The organism is Granulicella paludicola (genome assembly GCF_025685545.1).
Classification (GTDB): Bacteria; Acidobacteriota; Terriglobia; order Terriglobales; family Acidobacteriaceae; genus Granulicella; species Granulicella paludicola.
In genome coordinates, this window is the sequence record NZ_JAGSYC010000021.1 from 12,321 (window position 1) to 25,682 (window position 13,362).

Here is a 13,362-nt window from a genome sequence, read left to right on the forward strand (position 1 = left end):
ATCTCTCATGACGAAACCAGTTTTCTACGATCCGCAACGTAAACGATGGAAGCGGCTGCGGCGTATTTTTGACTCGGTGGCCCTGGTGGCGACCGTGGTCGGCATCCTGTTTATTGTTGGCCTGTTGCGGATGAAGCCCATGCGCGGGCTGGATCTGCGCTCGGCGACGAAGCGGTACCGCGCGTTGTATCAGCCGAAGCTGGAGCTAAAGTCGAAGGAGAAGCTAAACCATTCTTCGCATCGGCGAACGGACCTGAAGCCTTCGGATGTGGTGCTGAACAAGGGTGAGGGTCTGCGGGCTGCGTTCTATTCGGATACGGACCCGGCAAGCTTTGCGTCGTTCAAGGCGCACGTGAAGCAGATCGATCTTCTGTTTCCGGAGTGGCTGCACGTGGTGACGCCGGACGGTTCGGTCGTGGGGTACACGTCGGACAATATTCCGTTCGCGGTGGTGGACAAGGCGGGCGTGCATAGCGTCGACCGCGAGAACAAGATTGGCAAGGCCATCGCAGCAGCGAAGGAAGATACCGAAATCTTCCCGATGGTGAACAACTACAGCCCGGTCGATGGCGTGTTCGAGGCCACGGCTGAGCCGTTTTTGCAGAGTGCGTCGGCGCGCGACAACTTTCTGCAGCAGATCGATGCCTTTATGGCAGCGAATACGGGGTATCGCGGTATCACGCTGGACTTCCAGGCGCTGCCGGCGGATGCGAAGCCCGGATATAACGCGCTGATTCAGTCGATCTATGCGGACTTCCATAAGCGGAACCTGCGGCTGTATGTGAACGTGCCGGTGTCGACGACGCCTGCCGACATGAGCGTGTACGCTGCGAACTCGGATGGACTGATCCTGATGAACTATGGGGAGCATCAGGATGGGACTCCGCCGGGTGCGGTGGCCGGACAGGACTGGTTCGAAGACAACCTGAAGAATGCGATGAAGGTGGTGCCGGTAGAGAAGATCATCTGCTCTATTGGCAGCTATGGGTATGACTGGACGACGCCGATGGTGGAGGCGCCGGTCGCGGTGAAGGGCAAGAAGACGAAGAAGCCTGCGGCTCCGGTGGACAACACGGATGCGACGAATTTGTCGACGCAGGAGGTGTGGCAGGAGGCGTCGGATTCGGGCGCGCAGATTGTGCTGGACGACAGCTCGCTAAACCCGCACTTTGCGTATGACGATGAAGACGCGAAGATGCGCCACGAGGTGTGGTTTCTGGATGCGGTGACGGCGTTGAACCAGATGCGTGTGGCACGGGCGCTGGGTCTGCAGACGTTTGCGCTGTGGCGGCTGGGCAGCGAGGACGACTCGCTGTGGAAGATTTGGGACGGGCCGCTTCATGCGAATCCGGCGAAGGACCTGGCGGATGTGACGCCTGGCAACGATATCGATACCGAGGGCGATGGCGACATCATCCGCGTGACGGGGCTGCCGCAGAACGGGCACCGCACGCTGGAGATGGATGATGACCCAACGATTCCGAAGGAGTATCTGAGTGTTATTTCGGAGTCGATGACGTCGTATCCCCTGCCCTACACGGTGACGCAGTATGGGTATCAGCCGAAGAAGGTAGCGATCAGCTTCGACGATGGGCCGGACCCGACGTGGACGCCGAAGATTTTGGATATTTTGAAGCGGGAGAATGTGAAGGGCACGTTCTTCATGATCGGCGAGGTGGCGCAGGAGAATGTCGGCGTGATGCAGCGCGTGTTCCGCGAGGGACATGAGATTGGCAACCACACGTTTACGCATCCGGATATTTCGGAGATTTCGACGCGGCAGGTAGACCTGCAGCTGAACCTGACGGAGAGTCTGTTTGCGGCGAAGCTTGGTGTGCGGCCGGTGTACTTCCGACCGCCGTACTCGATCGACCAGGAACCGGACACGAATGATCAGGCGGCGCCGGTGGCGCATATTCAGAACCTTGGATATGTGATCGTCGGCAACAAGATCGATACGGACGACTGGGACGAGAACCCGCGGAAGACGCCGACGCAGATCATCAACAGCGTGTTCGAGCAGATCGACGCGGCGAATACGAAGACGTGGATGCGTGGGTCGGTGATCCTGATGCATGACGGCGGCGGCGATCGCCAGCCGACGGTAGATGCGCTGCCGAAGCTGATCGAAGCGCTGCGGGCGCGCGGATATGAGATTGTGCCGGTGAGCGAGTTGCTGGGCATGACGCGCGACCAGGTGATGGTGCCGCTGACGCAGCGGCAGAAGTACACGGCGGCGGTGGATTCGATCGCGTTCTTCTTCATTGGGTTCTTCAATCACTTTGTGATTGGGGTGTTTTTTGTCGGCGATGTACTGATGAGTGCTCGGTTGATTGTGATTGGGATCTTTGCGATCATCGACCGATTCCGGAAGCGGAAGAGCTTTGCGGGGCCTGAGTATCAGCCGAGGGTGGCGGTGCTGATTCCGGCGTACAACGAGGAGAAGGTCATCGCGCGGACGATCCGGTCGGTGATGATGTCGAACTACAAGAACATCAATGTGATTGTGATCGACGATGGATCGAAGGATGCAACCTATAAGGTGGCGACCGAGACGTATGCCAAGGAGATCGCTGAAGGCCGCGTGACGGTGCTGACGAAGCCGAATGGCGGCAAGGCGGAGGCGTTGAACTTTGCGCTGGAACACATGGAGGAAGAGATCTATGTGGGCATCGATGCGGATGGCGTGATCGCGCACGATGCGATTTCGCGGCTGGTGTGCCACTTTGCGAATCCGCATATTGGAGCGGTGGCGGGCAATGCGAAGGTGGGCAACCGGGTGAATCTGTGGACTCGGTGGCAGGCGCTGGAGTACATCACGAGCCAGAACTTCGAGCGGCGCGCGCTGGATCTCTTTGATGTGGTGATGGTGGTCCCGGGAGCGATTGGAGCGTGGCGGACGGCGGCTGTGCGGGCCGGTGGCGGATATCACCCGGACACTGTGGCCGAGGATGCTGACCTGACGATGAACCTGCTGGAGCAGGGCTATGCGGTGATCTATGAGGACCAAGCACTGGCGTTCACGGAGGCTCCGGTGGATGCGAACGGGCTGGCGCGGCAGCGGTTCCGGTGGTCGTTCGGGATTCTGCAAGCGGTGTTCAAGCATCGGGCGGCGATTCGGAATCGGCGAGCGATGGGACTTTTTGCGCTGCCGAATATCGTGATCTTCCAGATTATTCTGCCGTTGGTTTCACCGCTGATCGACTTCATGTTTGTGGCGGGCGTGATCCATTATTTCATCGACCGCTACTATCACCCGGAGACGACGAACCCGGCGGACCTGGTGAAGCTGCTGACGTTCTTCCTGGCGTTCATGGCGATCGATTTTGCGGCTTCGGCGCTGGCGTTCCTGCTTGAGCGGAAGCATCCGGCAAGCAAGGGCGATGCGTGGCTGCTGGTACACATCTGGGTGCAGCGGTTTACATACCGGCAGCTGTTCTCGTGGGTGCTGTTCCGCACAGTGAAGCGCGCGATCGACGGAAAGAGCTTCAGCTGGGACAAGCTGGAGCGGACGGCGACGATGTCGAAGGCGACGGACGAAACGCAGGGGTAGGCGGAGCCACGAAAATCCTGCGAAGAGAAGCGGGTTCGCTGCGGAAGGACAAACAAGATGCAGATTCCTCCGCTGCGCTGCGGAATGACAAAAGGGAAAGAGCTAGTAGTCTTGAGGGTGAGGAGTTTTTCATGAGCGCTGTTGGTTCCCTTTCCCCCTTCGTCAATGAGCCGTTTCTTGATTTCACCGTGCCTGCGAATGCCGAGGCGATGCGTGCGGCGATTGCTGCGGTGCGAGGTCAGCTGGGCGTTAGCTACGAGCTGCTGATTGGCGGCAAGGCTGTGGCTACGGGCAAGACGTTTGCTTCGACGAATCCGGCGAAGCCCGCCGAGGTGATCGGCGTCCATGCAGAGGCCAGCGAGGCCGATGCGCTGGCGGCTATTGAGGCTGCGGAGACGGCGTTTGCGACCTGGGGCAAGACGTCGGTAGCGGAGCGGGTGGAGCTGCTGCTGAAGACCTCGAAGTTGTTGCAGGAGCGGCACTTTGAGTTCTGCGCGTGGTTGACGGTCGAGGTGGGTAAGAACTGGGCCGAGGCGGATGCTGATGTTGGCGAATGCATCGACTTCCTGGAGTTTTATGCGCGTGAGGCGCTGAAGCTGGACGGGGCGACGACGCCGATCCAGTATCCTGGCGAGAAAAACATGCTGCGCTATGTACCGCTGGGCTTAGGCGCGGTGATTCCGCCATGGAACTTTCCGCTGGCGATCATGGCCGGGATGACGATGGCGGCAGTGGTGACGGGCAATACGGTGGTGCTGAAGCCTTCGCCGGATGCCCCGACGATTGCTGCGCAGTTTGTGAAGCTGCTGCAGGAGGCCGGGCTGCCGGCTGGTGTGGTGAACCTGGTGCAGGGTGGACCTGCCGTGGGCAATGCACTGGTGGAGAGCACGAAGGTGCGGTTCATTGCGTTCACCGGGTCAATGAAGGTCGGGCTGGAGATCCACGAGAAGGCGGCGAAGACGCCGAAGGGTCAACGGTTCCTGAAGCGGACTATTCTCGAGCTGGGCGGCAAGGATTCGATCGTGGTGGATGCGGATGCGAATGTGGACGATGCGGTGGCTGGTGTAGTCGCTTCGGCGTTCGGGTTCAATGGGCAGAAGTGCTCGGCGTGTTCGCGTGCGATTGTGGAAGATTCGATTTATGAAGAGTTCACCGAGAAGTTGAAGGTAAAGGTTGAAGCTCTAAAGAGTGGGGATCCTGCGGAGAACTTTGCGCTCGGACCGCTGGTGAACGGTGTCGCGAAGAAGCGTGTTCTGAGCTACATCGAGACAGGCAAGGGCGAAGGCAAGCTGCTGACGGGCGGCGCGGTGATCGAGCAGGACGGCGGGTTCTTTGTGGAGCCGACGGTGTTCACGGAGATTCCGGCGACGGCGCGGCTGGCGCAGGAGGAGATCTTTGGACCGGTGCTGGCGGTGATCCGGGCGAAGGACTTTGAAGATGCTTTGGCGATTGCGAACGATACGGAGTACGGGCTGACGGGCGCGATCTATACGAGCTCGGCGGAGAAGCTGGAGCGGGCGCGGCGGGAGTTCCACGTCGGCAACCTGTACCTGAACCGTAAATGCACGGGCGCGATGGTGGGGGCACATCCGTTTGGCGGATTCAATCTGAGCGGCACGGACTCGAAGGCGGGTGGCCCGGATTATCTGTTGTTGTTTACGCAGGCGAAGTCGATTGCCGAGCGGTTGTAGAGGCAGTTTAGCGAAGAGATGGCTAGCTCGCGCCTTCGGCTATCGCTACTGCAAATACAGGGGTCTTTCCACCGCGCCTCGCGATAAAGCTCCGCGGCTGCGGTCGAGATGACGAGCTTTATGGGAGAAGCAGACATAGCCAAGGGCCGCGCTGATGGCGCGGCCCTTGGCTAGAGAGAGCTAACTGGTTTTATGCGGTGCGAGCGGTCTTGGCGGCGCGGACGTTTTCGACGGCCTCTGCCAGGGCACGATGGTGGATCGTGAAGAGAGCGAGTTCGAGACGGTCGGAGACGCCTGTCTTGTCGTAGATGGAGCAGAGGTAGTTCTTTACGACCTGCTCCTTGGTGCCGAGCTGATTGGCGATGTCCTTGTTCTTGCAGCCTTCGGCGACGAGAGCGACGATCTGAAGCTCCTTCGGGGTGAGGCGCTGGAGGACCATGACGCCGACGCGGTCGGGCGAGGGCATGGACTTGACCTTGGCGCGCTGCACGGAGCGCTCTCCGGCGGCGACGCGGTGCAGGCAGTCAACCAGTTGGGGGCCAGCGACGGAGCGGAGGACGATGCCTTCGATGCGCAGGGCGACCGACTCTTCGAGGACGGTGTCATGCTCGAGGATGATGACGGAACGGCTGCCGGCCTGCTCGATCCAGTCGAGGAGGGAGTGAAGGTCGGTGGTGATGCTGGAGGGGAAGATCACGATGGACTTGCGAAGGCTGCCAACGGCGTCCTGAAGACGCTCGAGGTCGGCGCACTGAGCAGCCAACTGGATATCGGACTCAAGCGCGAGAACACGCGCGACGCCCGTACGGAAGATAACCTGGTTATCAGCCAAAATAACTTGCAGTGCCACAGGGAGTTCCTCCTAAGTATGGAACCATATGAAATCAGTAGAGCCAAGCCGCCTATACCCCTTTGGAGGTACGACGGTAACGTACTACAGTCATGCGTGCCCACGTGGCTTTCTTCGGAAGAAGTGACCGAAGTCGACTACTCACTCTATTATCTGTTGCTTCAGGCGGCGAAGCAAGGTGGCGAGAAACGGGCCGAACGTACTGAGCAACAAGAGGAGAAGGGTCTGTTCGCTGCGTTTATGATGAGGGCATGGCTACTTTGCGACCTTTTCATATTGCCTTCCCTGTTGACGATCTGGCTGCGGCTCGCCATTTTTATGGCACAGTGCTGGGGTGTCCGGAGGGGCGAAGCTCGGAGCAGTGGATCGATTTCAGCCTTTTTGGACACCAGATTGTGGCCCATCAGAAGCCCAAGGTGGCTGCGGCGAGCGACCACAGCAACCCTGTGGACGGTCACGATGTGCCAGTGCCTCACTTTGGCGTGGTGCTGGAGAAGCAGCAGTGGAAGGAGCTGGCGGAGCGTGTGAAGACCGCAGGGGTGAGCTTCATCATCGAGCCGTATACAAGGTTCGAGGGGCAGGTCGGGGAGCAGTCGACGATGTTCTTTCTGGATCCGGCCGGGAATGCGCTGGAGTTCAAGGCTTTTGAGGACCTGGGGCAGCTGTTCGCGAAGTAGGTGGTGTGAAGTATCCTGCGAACTCATGTCCCAAAAGCGGGACATGGGGCACCCAGCAGCCGTGCTGGTGCGAATGCAGATTCCTTCGCTGGGCTACGTAATGACAAAAGCGCTGCGCGAAGGAATGACAAAAAACCTGCGCTGCGGAATGACAAACTGACGGCTACTTGGCGAGGGTGGGGGTTTCGTCGCTAGTGAGGTGCTCTTCTACGTGTTGGAGGTGGCGGCGCATCGCGCGGCGGGCCTCGTTGGGATCGCGCTGGGCGATGGCGGCGAAGATGGCCTCGTGGTCTTCAAGCGCGGCAGCCTGATGCTGGTCGAGACCTGCGCGCTGCGAAAGACGGTGGTACATGGGGGCGAACATGCCGGCCCAGAGGCCGTCGACGATGCTGGTGAGCACGCTGTTGCGGGCGGCTTCGCCGATGGCGACGTGGAACTGGCGATCGGAGACCTGGGCGTTGGTCTTGGACTGGACGAGCTTGCGCATCTGCTGGAGGGTCTTTTCGATCTTGGAGAGGTCGCTGGCGGAGGCGTAGAGCGCGGCGTCGGCGGCGATTTCGCCTTCGATGAGGATGCGGGCGCGGAGGAGTTCGAAGGGACCGGGGCCGGAGTCGAGCACGAGGGACATGGGATTGATGGCTTCGCGGACGTAGGCGCCGGAGCCGGAGCGGATTTCAAGCTCGCCTGCGATTTCGAGGGAGACCATGGCTTCGCGGATGGTGGGGCGGCTGACGCCGCAGACCTTGGCGAGATCGATCTCGCCGGGGAGACGGTCGCCGGGCTGCAGGCCTTTTTCAGCGATGTAGCGGGAGATGCGCGCGGCAACCTCTTGATAGCGGCGGTGGGTCTTCACGGGGGGCGGTGTGCTCCTCAAAGCTATACCTCTATTTATTTGGCAGATCAAAGTGTGTGACAAATGCAATCGGCTGCAAGAGTAACACCGGCGGATGGGCTTTGGCAGCTTTGCACAGGGGCTTGACGAGGGTCTAAAAAAATCTGATACCGTTGTTGGCACCTTATGAGAAGCGATTCTCATCGACGGCTATGAGCGATTCGTATCTACCTGTTCTGGTTTTGATGATCGGCGCGGTTGGCTTTGCGGTGGCACCATTGCTGCTGGCGTGGCTGTGGGCGAAGACGTTTTCTCCGCGCAAGCCGGGCAAAGACAAGAACGCGATCTACGAGTGCGGACTCGAGACGAAGAGCGACTTTTCTATCCATTTCAAATCCGGCTACTACCTGTACGCCATTGTATTTCTAGTCTTCGATGTGGAGGCGGTGTTTTTGCTTCCGTTCGCGACGGCGTTCAGCGGGTTTGGCGTGGGCGAGTGCGTGGCGATGCTGGTGTTTTTGCTGCTGCTGATTGAAGGACTGGTGTGGGCTTACCAGAAGAACGTGTTGACCTGGACGTAGGGTGTTTGCGGGAACGATCAACCGGGCGGTTATACGAAAAGCAAAGGGCTGTCGCGCATGATGGATGAAGCACTGAAACAGGAGCTGCGCAAACAAGGTATTGTCGCGACGACTCTGCAAGAGCTCTACAACTGGGGACGCAGAAACTCACTGTGGCCGCTGAACTTCGGCTTAGCTTGTTGTGCGATTGAGATGATTGCCACGACCATGGCGCGGTATGATTTGGCACGGTTTGGGGCAGAGGTCTTTCGGCCTTCGCCACGGCAGGCCGACCTGATGATCGTGGCAGGGACGATCACGAAAAAGATGGCGCCGCAGGTGGTGCGGCTGTACAACCAGATGCCTGAGCCGAAGTATGTGATCGCCATGGGGGCGTGTGCGATCTCGGGTGGACCGTTCAAGCAGGGATACAACGTGCTGAAAGGGATCGATCGATATATCCCTGTCGACATCTATATTCCGGGATGTCCTCCCCGGCCGGAGGCGCTGATCGATGGCTTTATGGCGCTGCAGCGAAAGATCGAGGGGCAGACGATTACGGGCGAGGGTCGTCCAGACTTTATGAAGGATGAGCCAAGCTGCGACTTCGTGGTGCCGGAGTTTGCAGCGCATGACCTGTTGCCGACGAGCAATCAGGGGGTGTGGGAGGCTCCGCAGCTGGTGAACATCACGACCGCTGAGAAACCAGGGACGGTGAAGGCATGAGCCTGGAGAGTTTGAAGGAGCGGCTGGAGGCCAAGACTGGCTGCAAGCTGGAGATCGTGGAGAATCCGAGCGTGTCTGCACAGCACTCTCTGCTGGTGCAGGCGAAGGATGCGGTCGCTGTAGCGACGTTGCTGCGCGATGACGAGGGATACAACTACTGCTCGAATGTGACGGGGGTGGACCGGCCGGCTCGCGAGGTGAGCGAGAAGGTGAAGGTGATGAAGCTCGTCGAAGGCGTGGAGACTGAGGTTGAGGAGACGCAGAAGCGGATGACGGCTGCGTATCTCGAGGTGGTGTATCACCTGTTCTCAATGACGAAGCATAAGTACATGGTGGTGCTGCGGATGCGCACGCTGGATCGCGAGGCGCGGGTGCATCTGCCTTCGCTGACGCCGGTGTGGCGGAGCGCGGAGTTTCAGGAGCGCGAGGTCTATGACCTGTATGGCGTGCTGTTCAATGGGCATCCTGACCTGCGACGCATTTTGATGTGGGATGAGTTCGAAGATTTTCCGATGCGGCGTGACTATGTGGAGCCGGACGACTACGAGTACGAGCCGACCGCGCATGATGCGGTGCTGCGGAAGACGAATGCGCATTGGGCCGAGGCGGGCGAGGGCGAGGTAGGTCAATGAGCACATTCTCTGCACCCGCGATGGAACTGACGCCGAAGCCTAGCTATGCGGCTGATGGTGCGCAGCTGCTTGAGGTGTCGATGGGGCCGCAGCATCCGTCGACCCATGGTGTGTTTCGCATGGATGTGGCTCTCGATGGCGAGACGGTGGTGAAGCTGAAGCCGATCTTTGGGTATCTGCATCGCAACCACGAGAAGCTTGGCGAGGATCAGAGCTATATTGCGTCGATGCCGTATACGGATCGGCTCGACTACTTCTGCTCGATGACGAACAACTGGGCGTATGCGCTGGCGGTGGAGAAGCTGGCGGGGATCGTAGTGCCGGAGCGAGCGGAGTATCTGCGGGTGATTACTGCTGAGTTGACGCGGCTGCAGAACCATACGTCGCTGGTTGGATTTTTGATGCAGGACATGGGCGCGAGCGGCACGCCGCTGATGTATGCGTTCCGCGAGCGCGAGAAGATTCTCGATCTGTTTGAGTCGCTGTCGGGGGCACGGATGATGTGCAACTACATGCGGTTTGGCGGCTGCCGTGTGGACCTGCCGAAGGGTTGGCAGCAGCAGGCGCAGAGCGTAGTGGATGCGTATCCAAAGTTTCTCGATGAGTTTGAGGCGCTGCTGACGAGCAACGAGATTTTGATGGCTCGGACGCAGGGAGTGGGTGCGCTGAGTTCGGAGCTGGCGATTGCGGCGGGGATCACCGGGCCGATGCTGCGGGCTTCGGGTGTGAACTACGATCTGCGTAAGGTGGATGCGTATGGCATCTATGATCGGTTCCAGTTCCGCGTGCCGCTTGGCGATCATGGCGATGTGTACGACCGCTGCATGGTGCGACTGCTGGAGATGCGCGAATCGCTGGAGATTCTGAAGCAGGCACTGCGCGATCTGCCTGAGGGACCGATCCAGGATCCGAAGACGAAGGTACGTAACTTCAAGCCCAAGCCGGGCGAGGCGTATGGGCGCATCGAGGCACCGAAGGGTGAGCTTGGTTTCTATTTGATCAGCGATGGGTCGGCGAATCCGTATCGCTTTCGCGTGCGACCGCCGAGCCTGATCAACCTGACGATACTTGAAGATCTATGCCTGGGACGCAACATTGCGGACGTGGTGATCATCCTGGGGAGCGTGGATATTGTGATGGGCGAAGTGGACCGTTAAAGCTGCAAGAGATGCGTTACAGTGGTGGCAATTAAATCGAACGTGTTCTGAGGATTTGAAACGATGCTTGGTGTCGGTGTTCTAAAGGGCCTGGTGGAGACAGCACGCAACTTCTTTGGCAGCTATGTCAGCGAAGAGCGGCTGACGACGCTGCAATACCCGGAAGAGACATCGCCACGCATCGAGGCTTCGCGGAGCTTTCCGTTTCTGGTGTATGACGGCAGCGACTGGCAGCAAGGCATGCGTTGCGTGTCGTGCCAGATCTGCGAGAAGGAGTGTCCGCCGAAGTGCATCTTCATCGAGAAGAGTCCGGACAAGAAGCCTGATGCGGTGGGCAAGATGCAGTTCTATCCTGCGAAGTTCGATATTGATATTTCGGTTTGCATGAGCTGCCAGATCTGCGTCGAGGTGTGTCCGTTCGATGCGATCAAGATGGATGTCGACTACAACCTGAGCGCGACGAACCGGTTCAGCGACCTGCTGCTGGATAAGGAGAGGCTCTCGAAGTCGAACGAGTATTACCACGAGATTCATCCGACAGAGGCAGCGAGTGTTGATGCGGATCTTGCGGCGGCGCGCGAGAAAGCTGCTCCGAAGCCTGCGGCTCCAGCGACAGCTGCGGTTCAGACTGCAGGTACAGGAGGAGCGGCTTCGTAATGACTCCTGTTGCGGTGGACCAGATCTTTGTCACAACGAAACATCTGCTGATGGGCTACGTGCCTGCGTTCTGGCAGCCGTTGGCATCAGCGATCCTTTCGGTGGTGCCGGTGCTGGTGGTCTTCCCTGCTCTATTTGCGGTAACGACGGTGCTGGAGCGCAAGGGATTGGGACGCATCCAGAATCGACTGGGACCGAATCGCGTGGGGCCGTTCGGATTTCTGCAGCCTGCTGCCGATGGGATCAAGTCGCTGACGAAGGAAGATGTAGTTCCGCGGGATGCGGATAAGGTGGTGCATTTTTTGGCACCGATCCTGCTGGTGCTAGCTTCGTTCATCGTGTATGCGGTGCTGCCGATTGGCAGGAACATGGTGATCGCGGATCTGAATAGCGGCCTGCTGTTTTTCTTCGCTGTGGGGTCGATGGTGGAACTCGCCGTATTCATGGCAGGATGGTCAAGCCGCAGTAAGTATTCGCTGCTGGGCGCAATGCGAGCGGTGGCCCAGATGATCAGCTACGAGATTCCGCTGGTGCTGGCGGCGGTGGTGGTGATCATGGCGGCGGGTTCGCTTTCGCTGCCGGCGATTGCGGAGATGCAGAGCGGGTACACATGGATATGGCCGCACTGGTATGTGCTGACGCCGTGGGGGTTTGCTGGGTTTGTGCTGTTTATGATCTCGGCTACTGCCGAGTCTAACCGCTCGCCGTTCGATCTGCCGGAGGGTGAGTCCGAGATCATCGCGGGTTACTACATTGAGTATTCGGGCTTCAAGTTTGCGCTGTTCTTTCTGGGCGAATACCTGGGCATGTTCGCTACGAGCGGGCTTGCGATCACGCTGTTTCTGGGCGGTTGGTCGGCACCGTTTTCGTTTCTTACGTGGGTGCCTTCGTATCTGTGGTTCTTCGCGAAGCTGCTGGTGTTGATTGCGGCCTTCATCTGGGTGCGCGGCACGTTTCCGCGACTGCGCATGGATCAGCTGATGGGCTTTGCATGGAAGTTCATGTTGCCGATGACGCTGGTGAATGTGGTTGACGCTGGCCTGTGGCATTTTATGCCGAGCGGCGTGGTGCGAGGGGTTGTATGCGCGGCGGTGATCGTTATTCCGTTCGCTCTGTTCTCGCGCCGGGCGCAAGAAGGAAAGAAGCTGCAGATAAGGACGTACCGCTATGCCGAATAAGTGCGAGCGAAAGGAGCGAACAGCGCGATGAGTCTCTTCTTTCTGATCACGGCGGCGATTGCTATCGGCGGCACGCTGGCAGCGATGACGCGGCGCAATCCGATCCACTGCATTCTTTCGCTGGCGCTGGGACTGGTGGGCGTTGCGGGCGTGTACCTGGCACTGGGCGCGCAGTTTGTGGGCTTTACGCAAATCCTGGTATATGTGGGCGCGGTCGCGATCCTTGCTACGTTCGCGCTGATGATGACGCAAGGACATATTGTGAGTGCGCTGATCGAACCGCGACGGGCGTTTTCGCGGTCGAGCGTGTCGGGGTTTGTGACTGCGGCGGGTGTGTTCTCAGTGCTTGGATGGGCCGCGCAGTCTTATCGTCCGCTGACACCTTCCACACAGCAGGCACCGGCGGCTGGGGCGAAAGAGGTTGGAGTCGCGTTGATGCACACGTATGTGTTGCCGCTTGAGGTGATTGGCGTGCTGCTGACGGCTGCGCTGATCGGCGCTGTGGTGATCGCGCTGCCAAGCGAGGAGGAACGCTCATGACTCCTCTGAATCTCTTCCTTCTGCTTTCTGCGCTGTTGTTTTCGATTGGACTGGCAGGAGCACTGACGCGGCGCAATGCGATTCTTGTACTGATCGGCATTGAGCTGATGTTGAATGCTGCGAACATCAACCTCATCGCGTTCTGGAGATTTGGACCGAACCCCGAAGCCTTGACTGGGGTGATGTTTGCGATCTTCTCCATCAGTGTGGCAGCGGCAGAGGCGGCGGTGGGACTGGCGATTATCCTCGCGGTGTATCGACACAACAAGACAACGAACCTGAACCAGATCGACACCTTGAAGGGGTAGG

At 59.1% G+C, this 13,362-nt stretch carries 13 protein-coding genes; 11 read left to right on the forward strand and 2 right to left on the reverse strand.

The window, feature by feature from the left end:
- Positions 1-7 precede the first annotated feature (7 nt).
- Positions 8-3,553 (forward strand): polysaccharide deacetylase family protein, encoded by a 3,546-nt coding sequence (locus OHL14_RS04605; RefSeq protein WP_263378149.1) that lies wholly within the window; start codon positions 8-10, stop codon positions 3,551-3,553.
- Between the two features lie 131 nt (positions 3,554-3,684).
- Positions 3,685-5,244 carry an L-glutamate gamma-semialdehyde dehydrogenase gene (pruA, locus tag OHL14_RS04610; protein ID WP_263378150.1) on the forward strand — a complete coding sequence of 520 codons (1,560 nt, stop codon included), beginning with the start codon at positions 3,685-3,687 and terminating at the stop codon, positions 5,242-5,244.
- A gap of 190 nt (positions 5,245-5,434) precedes the next feature.
- Here pruA and OHL14_RS04615 read toward each other — a convergent pair whose 3' ends face one another.
- A complete protein-coding gene (locus tag OHL14_RS04615) occupies positions 5,435-6,094 on the reverse strand; it encodes a response regulator transcription factor (RefSeq protein WP_263378151.1) in 660 nt (219 codons plus the stop codon).
- A gap of 251 nt (positions 6,095-6,345) precedes the next feature.
- Here OHL14_RS04615 and OHL14_RS04620 point away from each other — a divergent pair, with 251 nt between their 5' ends.
- Entirely contained in the window at positions 6,346-6,771 is a 426-nt protein-coding gene (locus OHL14_RS04620) for a VOC family protein (protein WP_263378152.1), read from the forward strand.
- A gap of 163 nt (positions 6,772-6,934) precedes the next feature.
- Here the strand turns inward: OHL14_RS04620 and OHL14_RS04625 are convergent, their stop codons facing one another.
- Entirely contained in the window at positions 6,935-7,624 is a 690-nt protein-coding gene (locus OHL14_RS04625; protein ID WP_263378153.1) for a FadR/GntR family transcriptional regulator, read from the reverse strand.
- Positions 7,625-7,815: 191 nt separating this feature from the next.
- Here OHL14_RS04625 and OHL14_RS04630 point away from each other — a divergent pair, with 191 nt between their 5' ends.
- The 8 genes from OHL14_RS04630 (at position 7,816) to nuoK (ending at position 13,361) form a co-directional block, all read left to right on the forward strand.
- Positions 7,816-8,184: an NADH-quinone oxidoreductase subunit A gene (locus OHL14_RS04630; RefSeq protein WP_263378154.1), complete on the forward strand. Its 369-nt coding sequence runs from the start codon at positions 7,816-7,818 to the stop codon at positions 8,182-8,184.
- A gap of 57 nt (positions 8,185-8,241) precedes the next feature.
- The gene (locus tag OHL14_RS04635) at positions 8,242-8,889 is read left to right on the forward strand and encodes an NADH-quinone oxidoreductase subunit B (RefSeq protein ID WP_263378155.1); all 648 of its coding nucleotides are present in this window, start codon (positions 8,242-8,244) and stop codon (positions 8,887-8,889) included.
- On the forward strand, positions 8,886-9,521 hold the full coding sequence (locus tag OHL14_RS04640) for an NADH-quinone oxidoreductase subunit C (RefSeq protein ID WP_263378156.1): 636 nt from the start codon (positions 8,886-8,888) through the stop codon (positions 9,519-9,521). The genes OHL14_RS04635 and OHL14_RS04640 overlap by 4 nt, the downstream gene beginning before the upstream one ends.
- Positions 9,518-10,678, forward strand: coding sequence for an NADH-quinone oxidoreductase subunit D (locus tag OHL14_RS04645; protein WP_263378157.1), 1,161 nt, complete (start codon positions 9,518-9,520; stop codon positions 10,676-10,678). The genes OHL14_RS04640 and OHL14_RS04645 overlap by 4 nt, the downstream gene beginning before the upstream one ends.
- Before the next feature lie 63 nt (positions 10,679-10,741).
- Positions 10,742-11,335: a 4Fe-4S dicluster domain-containing protein gene (locus OHL14_RS04650; protein WP_263378158.1), complete on the forward strand. Its 594-nt coding sequence runs from the start codon at positions 10,742-10,744 to the stop codon at positions 11,333-11,335.
- Entirely contained in the window at positions 11,335-12,513 is a 1,179-nt protein-coding gene (gene nuoH / locus OHL14_RS04655; RefSeq protein ID WP_263378159.1) for an NADH-quinone oxidoreductase subunit NuoH, read from the forward strand. The genes OHL14_RS04650 and nuoH overlap by 1 nt, the downstream gene beginning before the upstream one ends.
- Before the next feature lie 27 nt (positions 12,514-12,540).
- Positions 12,541-13,053 (forward strand): NADH-quinone oxidoreductase subunit J family protein, encoded by a 513-nt coding sequence (locus OHL14_RS04660; protein ID WP_263378160.1) that lies wholly within the window; start codon positions 12,541-12,543, stop codon positions 13,051-13,053.
- Positions 13,050-13,361 carry an NADH-quinone oxidoreductase subunit NuoK gene (nuoK, locus tag OHL14_RS04665; RefSeq protein WP_263378161.1) on the forward strand — a complete coding sequence of 104 codons (312 nt, stop codon included), beginning with the start codon at positions 13,050-13,052 and terminating at the stop codon, positions 13,359-13,361. The genes OHL14_RS04660 and nuoK overlap by 4 nt, the downstream gene beginning before the upstream one ends.
- Position 13,362: the final 1 nt, after the last annotated feature.